The organism is Paenarthrobacter sp. CAP02, assembly GCF_040137855.1.
Classification (GTDB): Bacteria; Actinomycetota; Actinomycetes; order Actinomycetales; family Micrococcaceae; genus Arthrobacter.
On record NZ_JBEEII010000010.1, the window covers coordinates 175,625 to 192,985 of the forward strand.

Consider the following 17,361-nt stretch of genomic DNA (forward strand, 5'->3'; position numbering starts at 1 on the left):
CCGTATGTGCATAAAGCAGCGCCGCCAGCGGTGTGGAGGACGGGTCGGACCAAGCCCTGTGGAGAAAGGCCACGGCACACCGCCGCACAAGGCAGAATGGAAACCATGTATTTGCTGCTCGCCGCCCACCAGGAAGGCGCAGCCATACAGAGAATCTCCCCCACGGGAAAAGCTACGGCGGACCCACGCCTTGTCACACGTGGCGAGCTGCCCGGCGTCGTGCGTGAGCTGGAAACCCAGCGGCCCCGCTGGGTGTGGCACCGCGCCCAGGACTGGTACCCGGAACTCCTGATTCACGGAGTCGAGCTGGAACGGTGCCACGATCTGGCCTTGTGTGGGGCGATCCTGGCCCATTCGGAGTTCACAGCCCACACGGACTACGCAAAGAACGCCGTGAAGCTCACTCAGGACGACGATGCGACACCTCCCCGCGTCCTGCAGCCCCCGCCGCCGCCCGCCGACCAAGGCGCCCTCTTCGATGACATCGTCACCTCAGCTCCGAAAGCCGGCCTGGCTGAGCTCAAGGAAGAGTTCACGGCCCAACAGCATGCCGTCGCCCAGGTGTCCACGGACCAGCAGCAGCGGCAGCGCCTCCAACTGCTGCTCGCCGCTGAGTCAGCCTGCGCCATCATCGCCGTCGAGATGCAACACGCCGGTGTCCCATGGCGGGAGGAGCTCCATCAACAGATCCTGGCGGATGTCCTCGGTCCACGGCCCCAACCAGGACACCGGCCGCCAGCACTTGAGGCCCTATGCGCCGAACTCCGCAGCATCCTGAACTCCCCTGGTTTGAACCCCGACTCCCCGCAGGACCTCATGCGGGCCCTGCACCGGAACGGTATCGAAGTAAAAAGTACGCGGCAGTGGGAGCTCCAGGAGTCGAAGCACCCTGCCATCCAGCCGTTGCTGGCCTACAAGAAGCTGTCGCGCCTGTACACGGCCAACGGCTGGGCCTGGCTGGACGCCTGGGTGAGTGGCGGCCGGTTCCACCCGGAGTACGTCGTGGGCGGAGTAGTTTCAGGGCGCTGGGCTTCCCGCGGTGGTGGTGCCCTGCAGATACCGCGCAACATCCGGGCAGCAGTCCACGCCGATCCCGGTCATAAGCTCATCGTCGCTGACGCCTCCCAGCTGGAACCCCGCGTCCTGGTGGCACTGGCGCAGGACACCAAAATGGCCGAAGCGGCACGGGACAAGGACCTCTACGCAGGTATCGCGGCGCAAGGGTTTGGTGGTGACCGAGCCAAGGCGAAGATTGCGCTCCTGGGCGCGATCTATGGCGCTACCACCGGCGAATCGGGCAGGCTCATGCCCCAGCTCACGCGCACCTATCCCCGGGCGGTGGGGTTCGTGGAACAGGCGGCCCGTGAAGGCGAAGCGGGCCGGACCGTGACGACGAGGCTCGGGCGAAGCAGCCCACCCCCGTCAGTCGGTTGGTTACGGAGCCAGCAATCCACCACCGCCGAGGAGCAGCGCCGGGCGGACAGCCTGGCACGCTCACGCGGCCGCTTCACCCGCAACTTCGTGGTCCAGGGCTCCGCGGCCGAATGGGCGGCGTGCTGGCTCGCTGAATTACGACGGCGGCTGCGGGCTTTCCGGGCCGACGGATTGCCCTCCGGTGAACTCGTCTTCTTCCTGCACGACGAAGTCATGGTTCACGCGCCTGACGACGCTGTGGACGACTGCATCAGGGCCATCGAAGAGGCTGCGGCAGCGGCGAAGCTGCTCATGTTCGGGCAGGTGCCGGTGGAGTTCCCGGTGAGTGTCGCCGTCGTCGATTCCTACGACAAGGCCAAGTAACCGGAAGAGCTCAGGGCCCTGCACGGCACCTTCGGGGCCTTGTTAGAGATCGATGTCGTGGAGCTTGTTCTGGTCCCACGGAACGGTCCAGCCCAGTTCATCGAAAAGGCCGCTCAGGACCATTCCGGTGAAGCCCCACACCAACACGCCATTAACGGTGAAGCCCGGGCTGGTATACGTGCGGCCGAACCGCGAGATGGTGGCGCTGACACGGTTGACCGGGTCCAGCAGGTCCCGGACGGGTACCCGGAAAACCTGGGCAGATTCGCCATAGTCCACCACGCGGACAGGTGACGGGGCATCCCACCAGGCCAGCACCGGAGTGACCCGGAAGTTGCTGCGGATAAGTCCGAGCTCAGGCATCACACCGAGCACACGGACACCGCTGGCATCCAAACCGGTTTCTTCCACGGCTTCCCGCAGGGCCGCGGCAACCACCGATTCGTCTTCCGGGTCCACGCTGCCGCCGGGAAAGGCCACCTGCCCTGGATGGTCGTCAAGGGTGTGCGCCCGCTCCAACAGGAGGACGTCAAGGTCGGCCGGGGCGATGGGACGCCCGGATTCTGCGGGCACGTTGTCCAGCACGCCGAACAACATCAGGACAGCGGCAGCACGGTTTGTCTCCTCAAGGACGGGCAGCTGGGCCCACAGGCTTGAGGTCTGTTGCTCGCCGGACTCGTAGCGGGCAACGAGTGCTGACAACTCCTCAAGCGCGGTCACCCGGGCCTCCTTTGAGATTCCATGCGGATTTCCGCGGCCCGATGGGTCTCAGCCAGCAACCGTTCCAGCAATGCTTCATTTCCGGGGGCGAGCTCATACTTCAGCAGCGTGGCCGCTTTGACGGGATCTGTTTCACCGTCGCCGTAGCTCGGGCAGAGGCTGGCGACAGGGCAGGCACCGCACGCCGGCTTCTTGGCATGGCAGATCCTGCGTCCGTGGAACACCACGCGGTGCGAGAGCATGGTCCAGTCCCGACGCTCAAACAGCTCGGCTACATCAAATTCGATCTTCACCGGATCATCCGACGCAGTCCAGCCGAACCGTCGTGCCAAGCGTCCAAAGTGCGTGTCGACGGTGATCCCGGGAACTCCGAAGGCATTTCCCAGGACAACGTTGGCGGTCTTTCGCCCAACTCCCGGCAGCGTTACCAGGTCCTCCAACCGACCCGGGACCTCGCCGTCGTACTCGTCCACCAAACGGGTGCTGAGCGCCAGGACATTGCGGGCTTTTGCCCTGAAGAAGCCTGTCGGCTGAAGGATTGCTTCAAGTTCAAAGGGGTCCGCTTCAGCCATGGTCCGTGCGTCCGGGTAACGGGCAAACAGGACCTTGGTGACCTGGTTGACCAGAACGTCGGTGGTCTGGGCGGAAAGGACCGTGGCCACGACCAGTTCGAACGGGTTCCGGAAGTCCAGCTCCGCATGCGCGTAAGGGTACTTCTCGGCGAGAACCCTGTTGATCTTGCGTGCCCGGCGTTTGAGTGCGAGGAGCGAACCAGCTTCGGCGGTGGCCACGGCGTCCCCGCCTAGCCGCGTTCGATGTTGCTGAGCTCCCTGAGGACCCCAACCTTGCCGTCAGTGTCCTGAACCAGGAACTCGTGGCCGCGGTCCTCCAAGGCGAGGACCCATCCGCCGGGTTCGATGGTGAAGGAAGGAGCACCGGAGTGTTCATCGTACGCCGTGCGTGGCTGGGCGACAGCGAACCAGAAGGCCTCATACGCGGGGGAATCGGATTCCTCCGGACGGCTTGCCGGGTCCACGGTGGCGCCGATGGAGTCGCTGACGCGCCGGGTGTCACCGGAAACGATGGGAGTAGCCATCGTGGCAGCCCACGGCTGCTGGGCGTTGGTCGGCTGCTGCGCGGTCGGCTGGGCCGCCGCTGGCTGGGCCGCCGCTGGCTGGGCCGCGGTCGGCTGGGCGTTGGCCGGCTGGGCCGGTCCTGCCTCCGCGGGCCCCGGCTGCGCCGCGGGCTGAGCGGCGTGCTGGGTAGTTGCCGGCTCCGGAGCAGACGCCGGGGCCTTGCCATCTTCGCTGGACGCAACTGCTCCGTTTGAGGTGGCCGGTTGAGCCACAGGTGTTGCGGGCGATGCACCAGCACCGGAGGCAGCAGGCGCCGAACCGGAGCCGGCGTCGGCTGAATGAACGACGGCGGAGGCCGCGGTGGCAGCTGACGGCTCTGTATTTGCGGAAGCGGCCGGCGCCAACGGGCTGGAACCCGCGGCAGCGGCCGAACCAACGGCAGCACTGGAACCAGCGGCAGCGCCGGCTGTTCCCGATGAAACTACGGGACCCGGAGCCTGGTATCCGGCAGCCGATCCTTCAAAGCCCGGAGTGGACGGAGTTGCGGCCGGCTTGGGCGCTTTCGGCGCCTTGGGAGCGGCAGGCTTACGGCTAGGCACAACCGCTTCACGGGCAATAACGTGCGCCGGCGTCTCGACACGCCCCTTGAAATCAGCGGAGAGCCACGGAAGATGAGGGCCAAGAACTGTCGCAGCCAGCAGGCCCACCGAACCAACCAACCCCAGCAGCACACCACCGTTGAAGGAGTCGGCGATCGTCAGGAAAAACAGCGGGAAAGCGAAGGAAGCCGTGACCGATGCAAACTGGTCAATGGACAGGGAGCCGATGCGCACAACGGTTTTTGGCTGCAACCTGCGGGCTACGAACAGTGCCGTCACGACCAAGGGCAGGATGATGCCGAGCAGCAGAAAGAACAGGTTCCCTAGGTTCCAGAGGTTGTAGCGCTCTCCGAACATCGGCAGGAGGGATGCCACGAACATCAGGAGGGTGGAGCCGAACACGGTGAGGTCCCGGATGGTAAAAGGACCGGCGACAGCGTCGAACTTCGACGGCTTCCCGTCAGCGGTGCCGCTTGCAGGGGTGGCCGTTCCAGCCGTGGTGTCCGGTCCCGTCGGTTGTGAGTCGTGCGGGCCTGGGCTCAGCTGGTTCATCTGTTTCTCCTTCGTACGGCGGCGCCTTGGACAGTCCGGCCCGGTTATCTCCGCAGGAATCTGCAGGAAACCGGACACGCCAGAAGATGGGTTCCAAGGCTTCTTCAGCCTATGCCACCCCACTGACAGGGTTCCAGCGGAAAACGGTCATACGGCTTCGCCCACAGCAAACTCCAAGGTCCCTTACATTGTTCGCCGCCAAACTCCCGCCCCAACAGCGTGAGCCAGGGCCCGCCGCCGTCGTCGTCATGTAAACGGTTCCTCACGGCGCCAGCCGCCATTCGGCGCTAAATGTGCGCCGCTCACGGCCGGGTTTGTGACCACGCACACGTAGGACCTTCCAAAGAGATAGTGTTGTTGGCGGACAGCACTCTGCGGACCTTCCGCGGGACCTGCGCGACGCCGGGGAACGGCTCGCGCACGGACCTATGGAAAGGATCCGCGAAGCAAAGATCGATGAATAATGAGGTTCACCATGTCCCAGGACACCACCGGATCCACACACGTCGAGGCCCTTGAAAACCTCCTTCACGAGAACCGCAAGTTCGCGCCGTCGGCAGAGTTCGCGGCCAACGCCGTCGCAAGTGCTGACGCCTACGCAGAGGCTGAGGCGGACCGCCCCGCGTTCTGGGCCAAGCAGGCCCGCGAGCTGCTGACCTGGGACAAGGACTTCACTGAAGCCCTCGACTGGTCCAACCCTCCGTTTGCCAAATGGTTCGTCGGTGGCGAGGTCAATGCCGCCTATAACGCGCTGGACCGGCACGTGGAGAACGGACTGGGCGACCGCGTTGCCATCTACTTCGAAGGCGAACCCGGCGACACCCGCACCTACACGTACGCGGAGCTGACAGAAGCGGTCAAGAAAGCCGCCAACGCTTTCGAAGCCCTCGGCGTGGCCAAGGGCGACCGCGTGGCCGTGTACCTGCCCATGATTCCCGAGGCCGTCATCACGCTGCTTGCCTGCGCCCGGATCGGTGCCGTGCACTCCGTGGTGTTCGGCGGGTTCTCCGCAGATGCCCTGCGTTCCAGGATCGAGGATGCCGAAGCCAAGCTCGTTGTCACTGCCGATGGTACCTACCGCCGTGGCAAGCCCTCCCCGCTCAAGCCCGCCGTGGACGAAGCCCTCTCCAAGGAAGGTCATACTGTCCAGAACGTCGTGGTGGTCAAGCGCAACGGCGAGGACGTCAACTGGGTGGAAGGCCGCGACCTCTGGTGGTCCGAGACGGTTGACAAGGCAGATACCGAACACACCGCCGTCGGGCATGATTCCGAGCACCCGCTGTTCATCCTCTACACCTCCGGCACCACCGGCAAGCCCAAGGGCATCCTGCACACCACCGGCGGCTACCTCACGCAGGGCGCCTACACCCACAAGGCCGTGTTCGACCTCCACCCGGAAACGGACGTGTACTGGTGCACGGCCGACGTCGGATGGGTCACCGGCCACTCGTACGTCACCTACGCGCCACTCATCAACGGCGCCACCCAGGTCATGTACGAAGGCACGCCCGACTCCCCGCACCAGGGCCGCTGGTGGGAGATTGTGGAGAAGTACAAGGTCTCCATCCTCTACACGGCACCCACGGCGATCCGCACATTCATGAAGTGGGGTCGCGAGATCCCGGACAAGTACGATCTCTCCTCCATCCGTGTCCTGGGATCCGTGGGCGAATCGATCAACCCCGAAGCGTGGATGTGGTACCGGGACGTGATCGGCGGGAACGCCGGCAAGAACGGCGAGAAGAAGGAACACCCGGCACCGATCGTGGACACCTGGTGGCAGACCGAAACCGGCGCTCAGATGATCGCACCGCTGCCCGGCGTCACCGCCACCAAGCCCGGCTCGGCGCAGGTCCCGCTGCCCGGGATCGCCGTGGACGTCGTGGATGAGAACGGCGCCTCGGTGGCCAACGGCGAAGGCGGCTACCTTGTGGTCCGCGAACCGTGGCCCTCCATGCTTCGCGGAATCTGGGGCGACCCCGAGCGTTTCAAGGACACCTACTGGTCCCGGTTCGAGGCCATGTACTTTGCTGGCGATGGTGCCAAGAAGGACGAGGACGGCGACGTCTGGCTCCTGGGCCGCGTGGACGACGTCATGAACGTCTCGGGCCACCGGCTCTCCACCGCCGAGATCGAGTCCGCCCTTGTCAGCCACCCGTCCGTCGCCGAAGCCGCCGTGGTGGGCGCCGCTGACGAGACCACCGGCCAGGCCGTCGTCGCGTTCGTCATCCTCCGCGGTGACGCCGTGAACAACGGCGACGAAACCGTGCTGGAACTGCGCAACCACGTGGGCAAGGAAATCGGACCGATCGCCAAGCCCAAGCAGCTCCTGATCGTGCCGGAACTGCCCAAGACCCGTTCCGGCAAGATCGTCCGCCGCCTGCTCAAGGACATCGCAGAAGGACGCGACACCGGCGATGCCACCACCTTGGCAGACCCCGGCATCATGACCCAGATCGCGGAGTCGCTCCGCAAGTAGCCCGACCAGGATCAACGACGGCGCCGCTCGCCCCACGGGGTGAGTGGCGCCGTCGTGCGTTCCTGCTGCGGTGGGGTGCCTTACCGGCGTCGGCGAGTCCCGCGTCCTAGACTGGAGCCAGACCCAGCCCCACTTTTGACGAGGTTCCCAGAAAGGCCCTGATGCTTCAGGCAGCACGCCACTCCGCCATCATCGACGCCGTCCAGCGCGAACGCGTCGTAAGGGTCTCTGACCTCGCCCAACTCCTTGGCGTCTCCCCCATGACCGTGCGGCGCGACATCGAAGCCCTCGAGGAATCCGGCCGGGTGGAGCGAATCCACGGTGGCGCCAAACTGCCAGGTGATGCCAGCACCCACGAACCCGGATTCGAGCTCAAGTCCACGCAGCTGACCGCCGAGAAGCACGCGATCGCCGTAGAAGCAGCTTCCCTGGTGCAGGAAGGCATGGCGATCGGTCTCGGCGCCGGCACCACCACCTGGGCACTGGCGAAGGAACTCGTCAACGGTCCCCGCATCACAGTCGTGACCAACTCTGTCCGAATTGCCGACCTTTTTCATCACGGCGCTTCCTCCGGTCCTGCCCGGTTTGGTTCCACCGTCATCCTGATCGGTGGCGAGCGGACGCCATCGGACGCGTTGGTGGGACCCATTGCTACCGCCTCCTTGAAGCAACTCCACCTGGACGTCCTGTTCCTTGGTGTCCACGGCATGGATGCCCACGCGGGCTTCACTACCCCCAACCTCCTCGAAGCCGAGACCAACCGTGCGTTCATGGCCTCCGCCCGGAGCACGGTGATCCTGGCCGATCACAGCAAATGGGGCGTCGTGGGGATCGCTTCGATCGCCCAGTTGGAGGAGGCCGACGAACTCATCACAGACTCATTGCTGGGTGAAGACGCCCGGCGGGTGCTGGAAGAGAACGTGGCGAAGCTTCGGATCGCGGAGACGCAACCCAGCTAGGCCGGCTCTCATACCGCGGGTGGATGGCTGGCCGCGGAGTTCAACCGGTGGACTGACGCGGAGAGATGTCCCGTTTCGGGATGCTGGATATATGAACGCCATCCTCCACGCCCAGCAGCTCACCAAGCACTATCCCGGCAGCCTCGCCCTGGACCACGTCGACTTCACTGCGAACACCGGCGAATCCATTGCGATCATTGGACCCTCGGGTTCGGGCAAGACTACTCTGTTGCACTGCCTCGCCGGGATTTTGAGGCCCGACGCCGGTTCGGTCACCTTGAACACTCCCTCGTCGCCGCTGCGCCTGGACACCTTGGGTGACGCTGCGTTGTCGCGGCTCCGGAGGGAAGAGTTCGGCTTCGTTTTCCAACAAGGCATGCTCCTTCCTGAGCTGACGGCCATCGAAAACGTGGCCCTCGCGCTGATGCTGAACGGCACTGACAGGGCCACCTCCGAATCCAGGGCCGCGGAATGGCTGGCTGCACTGGGCCTCGGCGGGATGGAACAGCGACGCCTGGGCGAACTCTCCGGCGGCCAGGTCCAGCGCGTCGCCATCGCCCGGGCCCAAGTGACCGGCGCGCGGGTGGTCTTTGCCGATGAACCCACTGGAGCCTTGGATTCAGCCACATCCAGCGAAGTGCTGGACATACTGCTGGGTTCTGTTGCAGCAAATGGCCGGACCCTGCTGGTGGTTACCCACGATCCCAACGTCGCTGCCCGTTGCCGGCGCGTCGTGGAACTGCGGGACGGCCGGATCGTGGCCGACACCGGTGGACCCTCCACCCCAGCCGCGCCCGCAGCAACCAACTTCAAAGGTGCCTTCAATGTCTAGCCTCACCATGGCGCTTCGCCTCGCCCCCTATCTCGCCCGGAGCAAAGGCAGCAGCTTGCGGGAAACGGGCCTTCGGGACGCCGGGTTGCCCATTCTTGCCTTCGGCACCGTCACCGCACTGCTGCTCACTGTGGCAGGCGGCTCGCAGGTTTTCTGGTCCTGGACCGACGATATCGCCGGCACCTACCAGGCCTTGGCCGTCGTCGCGATGGTGCTGCTGATCATCCCGTTGCTGACCCTTGGCGCCTCGGCCGCCCGACTGGCCGCCCGGCGTCGTGATGACCGTCTGGCCTCCTTGCGTCTCTTGGGCGCGAACAGCGCCACCGTCGTATGGATGACCGTCATGGAGTCCACGGTGCTGGCGGCTGTGGGCGCGCTGGCCGGCGCAGGTCTGTACGCCTGCACCGCCCCGTTCCTTGGGCTGATTCAGTTCCGCGGGCAGGCAATAGGAAGCCACGCCTGGCTCTCCGTGCCCTCCATCCTCGGCTGCGTTCTTGCCGTCTGCGTTCTGGCAGCAGCGAGTGCTGCGCTTGGGCTTCGGAAGGTTGTGGTGACGCCTTTGGGCGTCAGGACAAGGCAAACGGCCGACGGCGCCCATTGGGTTCGCGGGCTCATCGCGGCTGTTGTTGTGGTCATCGGCGTGGTGGCAATGGGGATGCTGAGCAGCATCGGCGCGTTCATCGTGATCATCGCCGTCATGGGCGGCTGCTTCGGTCTGGCGTTGCTGGCGTTGAACCTCATGGGCCCGTGGGTCCTGCGGTTGCGGGCATCGTCGCAGCTCAAGCGCGCCAAAAGTCCTGAGCAACTTTTGGCTGCCAGGTCCGTGCTGGAAAGTCCCAAGGAATCGTGGCGGCAAGTTGGGGGCGTCGCGATGACCAGTTTTGTGGGTGTGTTCGTTGGGGTTGGCATGGCCGTGGCGGACACCATGGGCGGCAGTGCCGGCGACGAAACCGCCTTGTTGGTGCGGGACATCAACACCGGCGTGATGATCACCCTGTTGGGCTCGTTCCTCATGGTGGCGTGCTCCGCGGGCGTGAACCAGGCCGCGGCCGTGCTCGACCGGGCGCCGATGCTGGTGGCCCTGGACCGGGTGGGAATGCCGCGGAAGCTGATGGTGGCGGCCCGGGTTAAGGCCGTGATGTCGCCGCTCTTCCTGGTCGCCGGTATTTCGGCGGCCGCGGCGGCTGTCCTGGTCCTCCCGCTCACGGGTGCCGTGTTGCTGACCCAGCCCGTGGTGTTTGTGACCATCGGCGGAGTGTTCGCAGCAGGGTTCTTGCTGGTGCGCTTAGCCGTGGCAGGAGGGACGGCGCAGATCAGCCAAGTGCTCGCCCGGGCTGAGCGCTACGCGAGCATGGACTCCTGACCCTCGCTCACATCCCTACCGCTTCACGGCAACCCTCGCTCACGTCCCTACCGCTTCCCGGCAACCCCCGCTCACATCCCTACCGCTTCCCGCCAACCCTCGCTCACGTCCCTACCGCTCCACGGCAACCCTCGCTCACGTCCCGCGGATCAGACGACATCCGCCAGGTAATCGATAGCGAGCTTGTAGCCGAGCACGCCGGCACCCACGATAATCGCCTGGCATACGCCAGACAGGTACGAGTGGTGCCGGAACTCCTCGCGCTGATGGACGTTGGTGATGTGGACTTCGACGGCGGGAAGCTGCACGGCCGCCAGGGCGTCACGAAGTGCCACGGAAGTGTGCGTGTACGCTCCGGCGTTGATCACGATGCCCACTGCGCTGCCTCGCGCTGCGTGGATGGCGTCAAGAAGGTCGCCCTCGTGATTTGACTGCACGCAATCCACAGTGAGGCCATGGGCGGCCGCGGCCGTCATGGCGAGTTGCTCGACGTCGGCCAATGTGGACGTGCCGTACTTTTCGGGCTCCCGGGTACCCAGGAGGTTCAGGTTGGGGCCGTTGATCACAAGGATGGTGCCGCGACCGGCTTCGGTGGCGGGAGTGGCTTCAGTCATGGCTCCCAATCTATAGCCGGGCAGAAGTCTCAGGGAACTCCGCCCACCAAGTGAGAGAGCGTTCCTCGAAAACCGCCACTATGTGAGAGAGCGTCGGCCAAAAACGGCGGGGATGCGAGAGAGGGAATGGCCTACTTACGCGTGCACTGACCAGCCGAAACCGCGTTGTTTAGCCCCGGAGCCTGAGCTGCAACGGGCTCCAGGTCTTCCATGGTGAGGGCAAAACCAAGTGCGTCATTTGTGGTTGTCTTGGCGAAGATCAGCCCCGCCACTTGCCCCTGCGTCGTCAGCAGTGGCCCGCCCGAGTTCCCCGGCTGGACGTCGCCGGCGAGCTTGTACACAAGCTCCGGTGACGGGTTATTGCCGTAAATATCCGGAACCAGAATGGTGGAAATGCCCTGCACAGTCGCTGGTTTCGACTGGAACGGACCGCCATGGGGGTACCCTGCGAAAGCCGCCGAAGAGCCGCCGGGCAGATCGGCGCTGAGCGGCAACGGTGCGGACCGAAGGCCGTCAACGGCCAGGACTGCAATGTCCCGCTGGGAGTCGAAGTAGACCACGCGACCCGGCAGCGCACCGCCGTCGGGAATCTCCACCACGGGCTGCGACACGCCCGCCACCACGTGCGCGTTGGTGACGACGCGCCCGGGCGAGACCACGAATCCGGAACCGGTCTGGTTTTGACCGCATTCGTAGGCCGTACCGGCGATCTTCAGGACAGATTGGGCGGCTTGGTTCAGCGCCGGAGTATCGGTTGATTCGTTCGGGATGGTCAGCGGGGTGGCAGGCCCAATACCCTCGATGAGCTTGGGAATCCCATCGCCGATCACCGTCGACCTGAGTTGCGCCATGGTGCTCTTGACCGGCGTCGGCGTCAGGTTGTCGATGGAACGAATGACTCGCGACTCCGCGATTTGCTGCGACACGAACGGCACGCCCAGCGAACTGATGCTGAACGCAAGCATGGACATCACCAGCGCCGCAACCACTACGCTCACCAGGCCGCCGATCAGCCGATCAACAGCATGCAGGGGCTTGATCCGCACGGCGTGGCGGATTCGGCGCCCGATCATGGTTCCCAGCCCATGGCCGACAGCGATAAGTACGACGGCGGCACCCACCGTGGCGGTGAGCCTCCAGCCGCTGTCGCTCACCCAGCCGCTGACGAGCGGGACCGCCACGAAGGCAGCGATGGCACCCACCACGAAACCGGCAATTCCGCCCAACGTGACCATGAAGCCGTTGCGCAGGCCGTAGATCAGGTACGAGAGCAGCATCAGGATCAATGCCAAATCCAATATCGTCAAGCCAAACACCAATGCTCCTCATAGCCGGGTAGCGACAAGTCTAGTTGCGGACCCTGACAGCCAACCGTTAGTCACATCACGCCGGATGACGCATTTGGACTGATTACTGGCCAGAGATGGGTGCTGAACGCCCCAAAGCCGCGCCGTTTCAGCGTTTCGCATGCCAAGTACGTCACAGAAGCCCAAAAATTCTGAAACAATGGCTGAAGCGCCACGACCGAAACTTATACTCAGGAGATTTCATGGACATCGAGGTATTGCGCCGCGCACCCCTCTTCGCCACCCTTGACGACGACGCATTCCGCCTGCTGACGGACGAACTCACCGAGGTGGACCTTTCACGCGGGGCTTCCGTATTCCGCGAAGGTGACCAGGGTGACCAGCTCTACTTCATCGTTTCCGGCAAGGTGAAGCTCGGCCGCACCTCCCCCGACGGCCGCGAGTCCCTGCTCGCCATCCTTGGCCCGGGTGAGCTTTTCGGCGAAATGGCTTTGTTCGACCCCAGCCCGCGCACCGCCACGGCTACTGCCGTCTCCGAGACCCGCTTGGCTGGCCTCAAGAACGAAAGCCTCAACGCGCTCCTGCGCACACGCCCGGAAGTTTCCGCGCAGCTGCTTCAGGCCCTGGCCCGCCGCCTTCGCCGCACCAACGACTCCCTCTCGGACCTCGTATTCTCTGACGTTCCGGGCCGCGTCGCCAAGGCCCTTTTGGACCTGGCTGACCGCTTCGGCCGCCCGGCCACCGACGGTGTCCTGGTTGCCCACGAACTCACGCAGGAAGAACTCGCCCAGCTGGTTGGCGCTTCCCGCGAGACCGTGAACAAGGCACTGGCCGAATTCGTCCAGCGCGGCTGGCTCCGCCTCGAGGCACGCGCAGTGGTCATCCTCGACATGCAGCGCCTCCGCCAGCGCTCCCGCTAGAGCATTCAAAAAAAGCCCGCCCCGGTTGATGACCGGGGCGGCTTTTTGTTGCCTTGGTGAGCGAGCGTCCGGCTCAAGCAGGCGGAACGTGAGTGAGCGTTCGGCTCAAGCAGGCGGAACGTGAGTGAGCGTTGGGCTCAAGGAGGCGGAACGTGAGTGAGCGTTGGGCTCAAGCAGGCGGAACGTGAGCGAGCGTTGGTCAGCGTTCGCGCTGGGGTTCGCCGGCTATGGTGCGGGCGGCTTCGACCTCGAGCATCAGGATGCCCCCTTCGTCCACCAGCTTTGCCTGGTACACGTGGGCTTTGCGCTTGTAGCTCAGGTACGCGATGCAGCCGTTGGCGGCGGCCATTTTCTCGAGCATGATCTCAGAGCCGGGAACCAGGAGCTGACCCAGTGTGAGGCCAACGGTGTTCGGCTGCCCGACTTCGTCGCCGAGCGCAGGAGTCTCCCGCAGGGAGATAGCCTCTGCCGCGCAAACCCAACGTCCCCAGACGCCTTTGCTGCCCAGGATCGAAGGCTGCTGATTCACGGGCACTGTCGCGGCAAAGTACCGGGTGTTGAAGCGGGTGTGCGCGAAATCCGGGCTGAGCCAGTTGACGAGCGGCTTCAACAGATCGGTCCGCAGCGAGAGTCCACGTTTGGACAGCATCTCGGTGAAGGACTTCTCCTGGGCGGCTACTGCTTCCCGGGCCCGCATCCAATCCACCGTGGAGTTTGACTCAACCGTGGAGGACGCGTCCGGCCCAGCGAGCAGGACGCCGGTCTCTTCGAAGAGTTCGCGGATGGCGCCCACCACGTGGCGGCGGGCGAGTCCGACGTCGTCCGTTCCCATCTGCTCAGCCCAATGCTGCGGCGAGGGACCCAACCAGCCGACGGGGTCGTCGTCGGACGGTTCCAGTGAACCTCCGGGGAAAGCGACTAGCCCCAGGGGCGAAGAGCCCGGCCTGTAACCAAGCCAGGTCTCCAGACCCGTAGGCGAGTCCCGCAAAAGGACAACAGATGAGGCGTAGCGGGCGGCCCTGGGGGTCCGCTCGCCGAGGTCAAGCCAGTTTCGTGCTGCCCCTTCGAGCTCCGGGGGCAAAACGAACAGGCGGCGTGCAAGCTGCGGCAATTGGGTGAACCGGTTCCTTAGCTGAATTCAGCAATGATCTCGACCTCAACAGGAGAGTCGAGCGGCAGTACGGAAACGCCGACGGCGGAGCGTGCGTGCTTGCCGGCCTCGCCAAGGACCTGGCCGAGGAGCTCGGACGCACCGTTGATCACAGCGGGCTGGCCGGTGAACGTGGGGTCGGAGGATACAAATCCGACAACCTTGACGATGCGGGTGATGCGGTCGAGGTCGCCGATGACGCTCTTGACGGCGGCGAGGGCGTTGATCGCGCATACTGCGGCGTAGCGCTTTGCGTCCTCGGGACTGACGGTGGGCTCGTCAGAGGTGCCCAACTCGCCGAGCGAGACCTTGCCGGTAGCTTCGAGTTTGCCGTTAATAAAGGGCAGCTGTCCGGACGTGTAAACGTAGTTGCCGGAGACGACGGCGGGTACGTAGTCGGCCACGGGGGCGGCGACCTCGGGGAGGGTCAAACCGAGTTCGGCGAGCCGCTGCTCAACAGCAGACGTGGGGGTGCCGGATTCCGCGGCAGACGTGGTTTCTGCGGGGGTGGTCATGGTTACTGCTTCTCCCTCTTCAGGTATGCAACAAGGCCTTTGCCATCGGGTCCACCGACGACCTGGACAAGCTCCCAGCCGTCCTCGCCCCACTGGTCCAGGATCTGCTTCGTGGCGTGGATAATGAGCGGAATCGTGGCGTACTCCCATTTGGTCATGACAGAAAGCCTAGCCCTTGCCGGTAAAGTGGAAAACATGGTGACTCGCAAGAACCCACTATTCGACACTGCCACCACCCTCGGAAAGATTCTAGGTTTCCTTGGCGTGAGTGCGATTTGTGGCGTCCTGGTAGCGGGCCTTTTGGTCCCCGCCGCGGCCGTCTCAGGCAGTGCCGCAAGCGGTTCAATCCAGTTCTTTGACACTCTGCCGGCGGAACTCCAAGTGGATCCGCCCAGCCAGAACACCACGATCCTGGCGAAAGACGGTTCGCCGATCGCTTCGATCTACGCAGAGAACCGGACCAAGGTTCCGCTGGACCAGATGAGCCCGTATATCAAAGACGCTGTCATCGCTATCGAGGACAGCCGCTTCTACGAGCACGGCGGCATCGACACCACCGGTATCCTGCGAGCCATCGTCAGCACCGCGCGCGGCAACAAGCAGGGTGCGTCCACCATCACGCAGCAGTATGTGAACAACGTCATCAACGAGTCACTGGTGGCATCGGGCAATGACTCAGACGTCAAGCTCAACGGTGTTAACAAGGGCGTGGGCGACAAGCTTCGCGAAATGAAGCTCGCCATCGCACTGGAGAAGAAGTTCTCCAAGGAACAGATCCTTGAGGGCTACCTCAACATCGTGTTCTTCAACCGCGACGCGTACGGCATCGAGGCTGCGGCAAAGTTCTTCTTCAGCACCTCGGCCAAGGACCTTACCCTCCCCCAGGCTGCACTGCTGGCGGGCTTGGTCAACAGCCCGTCCGCTTTTGACCCGATCACCAACCCGGACAACGCCAAGGTCCGCCGTGACCTGGTTCTTGCCGCGATGGTCAACCAGAACAAGATCACCAAGGCCGAATACGACGCAGCTGTCGCCACCCCGGTGACCACCAAGGTCACCCCGGCCCGCCAGGGTTGCGCTTACGCCACCATGGCCCCGTACTTCTGCGACTACGTGCTGCACCTGCTCTTCAACAACCCGGCCTACGGTGACACCCAGGAAGAGCGCATCAAGCGCGTCCAGCGCGGTGGTCTCACCATCAAGACAACCCTGGATCCCACCGCACAGGCAGTGGCCCAGCAGCAGGTTGACGCTACGGCAGGCGCGAACCCGGACAAGTGGGGCGCCTCCATCACCTCCGTCCAGCCGGGCACCGGCCAGATTGTCAGCATGGCCCAGAACACCGTGTGGCTGCCCCAAGAGGGCAAGTTTGATCAGACCCAGAACTTCAACGTTGATGTTTTGGACGCCAATGGCAATGACCTCAATGGCATCGGCGGCTTCCAGCCTGGTTCCACGATGAAGCCCTTCACGTTCGCTGAATGGCTGAACGAGGGCAAGTCGATGAACACCACCATCAACGCGTCCCGTCGAACCTACCCACAGAATTTCCCCTGGCGGAACACTTGTCCAACGCCGGTCAATGGTTTCTACGACAAGAGCGTTCCCGGCAGCTTCGATCTGCAGAACTCCGACGAAGGCTACTACCGGAACATGACCGTCCTGTACGGCCTCATGAACTCCATCAACACGGCCACCTTCGCATCGGCGTCCCAGGTGGACCTCTGCGGTATCCAGGGAATCGTTGACGCTACGGGGATCCACGGAGGACTTCCTGCCCGCGATGAAAACGGCAAGATCACGGACCCGAACCCCAAGGTCACCATGACCACGCTGGCCAACCTGATTGGTTCTACTCAGACGGCTCCGCTGACCATGGCCGCTGCGTTCGCTACGTTCGCTGCTGACGGCAAGTACTGCGAGCCGATTGCCATCACGTCAGTGAAGGACCAATCGGGTGCTGATCTGCCGGCCCAATCATCGAACTGCAAGGACGCCATCAAGCCCGAGGTTGCCCGCGGTGTGGCTTACGCGATGCAGGAAGTGCTGAATGCTGGTTCAGGTTCTCTGATCCGGCCCGCGCTGTCCACCAGGAACAACTTCCCCGTTGCCGCAAAGACCGGTACCAACGACTCCAACGGCTCCACCTGGGTTGTCGGTTACACCACCGGCCTTGCAACCGCTTCCTGGTTCGGCGATCCGCTGGATAACCAGCTCCGTCCCGGCCGCAACATCACGGTGAACGGTAAGTTCTACCCATCCATCGACGGTTACATGATTGCTGGTCCGCAGTTCACCAACTACATGTTGTCCGTGGCTCCGGCCTACGGAACCAACCCGTTCCAGGCACCGCCTTCCAACCTTCTGGGTGGTGCAGCGCCCCAGCGCACAACTACGCCGGCACCCACCACGCAGAACGCGCCTCCCGCCACAGATAACGGGAACAACGGCAACGGCAACGGTCCGGGCAAGGACTGA

15 protein-coding genes are annotated in these 17,361 nt (G+C 64.2%); 7 read left to right on the plus strand and 8 right to left on the minus strand.

Annotation, left to right across the window (positions count from 1 at the left end; all coding sequences use genetic code 11):
• Window positions 1–105: 105 nt before the first annotated feature.
• The gene (locus ABHM97_RS17450) at window positions 106–1,797 is read left to right on the plus strand and encodes a bifunctional 3'-5' exonuclease/DNA polymerase (protein WP_349471689.1); all 1,692 of its coding nucleotides are present in this window, start codon (window positions 106–108) and stop codon (window positions 1,795–1,797) included.
• 42 nt (window positions 1,798–1,839) lie between these two features.
• Here the strand turns inward: ABHM97_RS17450 and ABHM97_RS17455 are convergent, their stop codons facing one another.
• The 3 genes from ABHM97_RS17455 to ABHM97_RS17465 are packed head-to-tail and all read right to left on the minus strand — an operon-like array spanning window position 1,840 to window position 4,744.
• Window positions 1,840–2,517: an NUDIX hydrolase gene (locus tag ABHM97_RS17455; RefSeq protein ID WP_349471670.1), complete on the minus strand. Its 678-nt coding sequence runs from the start codon at window positions 2,515–2,517 to the stop codon at window positions 1,840–1,842.
• Complete coding sequence (nth, locus tag ABHM97_RS17460; protein WP_349471671.1) at window positions 2,514–3,308, minus strand: endonuclease III; 795 nt, start codon at window positions 3,306–3,308, stop codon at window positions 2,514–2,516. The genes ABHM97_RS17455 and nth overlap by 4 nt, the downstream gene beginning before the upstream one ends.
• An 11-nt stretch (window positions 3,309–3,319) precedes the next feature.
• A complete protein-coding gene (locus tag ABHM97_RS17465; RefSeq protein WP_349471672.1) occupies window positions 3,320–4,744 on the minus strand; it encodes a hypothetical protein in 1,425 nt (474 codons plus the stop codon).
• Between the two features lie 475 nt (window positions 4,745–5,219).
• On the opposite strand from ABHM97_RS17465, the gene acs reads away from it, so the two are divergent.
• The 4 genes from acs (at window position 5,220) to ABHM97_RS17485 (ending at window position 10,377) form a co-directional block, all read left to right on the plus strand.
• Window positions 5,220–7,223, plus strand: a complete 2,004-nt coding sequence (gene acs / locus ABHM97_RS17470; protein ID WP_349471673.1) for an acetate--CoA ligase — start codon at window positions 5,220–5,222, stop codon at window positions 7,221–7,223.
• A 161-nt stretch (window positions 7,224–7,384) separates the two neighbouring features.
• Window positions 7,385–8,182 (plus strand): DeoR/GlpR family DNA-binding transcription regulator, encoded by a 798-nt coding sequence (locus ABHM97_RS17475; RefSeq protein WP_349471674.1) that lies wholly within the window; start codon window positions 7,385–7,387, stop codon window positions 8,180–8,182.
• Between the two features lie 91 nt (window positions 8,183–8,273).
• Complete coding sequence (locus tag ABHM97_RS17480) at window positions 8,274–9,014, plus strand: ABC transporter ATP-binding protein (protein ID WP_284986255.1); 741 nt, start codon at window positions 8,274–8,276, stop codon at window positions 9,012–9,014.
• A 7-nt stretch (window positions 9,015–9,021) separates the two neighbouring features.
• A complete protein-coding gene (locus ABHM97_RS17485) occupies window positions 9,022–10,377 on the plus strand; it encodes an FtsX-like permease family protein (RefSeq protein WP_349471690.1) in 1,356 nt (451 codons plus the stop codon).
• A 149-nt stretch (window positions 10,378–10,526) separates the two neighbouring features.
• On the opposite strand, the gene aroQ is transcribed toward ABHM97_RS17485, so the two are convergent.
• Together aroQ and ABHM97_RS17495 are read right to left on the minus strand one after the other, a co-directional pair.
• The gene (aroQ, locus tag ABHM97_RS17490) at window positions 10,527–10,991 is read right to left on the minus strand and encodes a type II 3-dehydroquinate dehydratase (protein ID WP_235517425.1); all 465 of its coding nucleotides are present in this window, start codon (window positions 10,989–10,991) and stop codon (window positions 10,527–10,529) included.
• Window positions 10,992–11,122: 131 nt separating this feature from the next.
• Window positions 11,123–12,307 carry a MarP family serine protease gene (locus ABHM97_RS17495; protein WP_349471675.1) on the minus strand — a complete coding sequence of 395 codons (1,185 nt, stop codon included), beginning with the start codon at window positions 12,305–12,307 and terminating at the stop codon, window positions 11,123–11,125.
• A gap of 233 nt (window positions 12,308–12,540) precedes the next feature.
• Between ABHM97_RS17495 and ABHM97_RS17500 the strand changes: the two genes are divergently transcribed.
• The gene (locus ABHM97_RS17500; RefSeq protein WP_011775987.1) at window positions 12,541–13,218 is read left to right on the plus strand and encodes a Crp/Fnr family transcriptional regulator; all 678 of its coding nucleotides are present in this window, start codon (window positions 12,541–12,543) and stop codon (window positions 13,216–13,218) included.
• A 199-nt stretch (window positions 13,219–13,417) separates the two neighbouring features.
• Here the strand turns inward: ABHM97_RS17500 and ABHM97_RS17505 are convergent, their stop codons facing one another.
• From ABHM97_RS17505 to sp36, 3 genes are read right to left on the minus strand one after another with little or no spacing between them, the layout of a single operon-like run.
• Window positions 13,418–14,329, minus strand: a complete 912-nt coding sequence (locus ABHM97_RS17505; RefSeq protein ID WP_349471676.1) for an NUDIX hydrolase — start codon at window positions 14,327–14,329, stop codon at window positions 13,418–13,420.
• Between the two features lie 17 nt (window positions 14,330–14,346).
• The gene (locus ABHM97_RS17510; protein WP_349471677.1) at window positions 14,347–14,883 is read right to left on the minus strand and encodes a RidA family protein; all 537 of its coding nucleotides are present in this window, start codon (window positions 14,881–14,883) and stop codon (window positions 14,347–14,349) included.
• 2 nt (window positions 14,884–14,885) lie between these two features.
• On the minus strand, window positions 14,886–15,041 hold the full coding sequence (gene sp36 / locus ABHM97_RS17515) for a Sp36 family protein (RefSeq protein WP_011775990.1): 156 nt from the start codon (window positions 15,039–15,041) through the stop codon (window positions 14,886–14,888).
• Between sp36 and ABHM97_RS17520 the strand changes: the two genes are divergently transcribed.
• A complete protein-coding gene (locus ABHM97_RS17520; protein WP_349471678.1) occupies window positions 15,040–17,361 on the plus strand; it encodes a transglycosylase domain-containing protein in 2,322 nt (773 codons plus the stop codon). The two genes, sp36 and ABHM97_RS17520, sit on opposite strands and share 2 nt — an antisense overlap.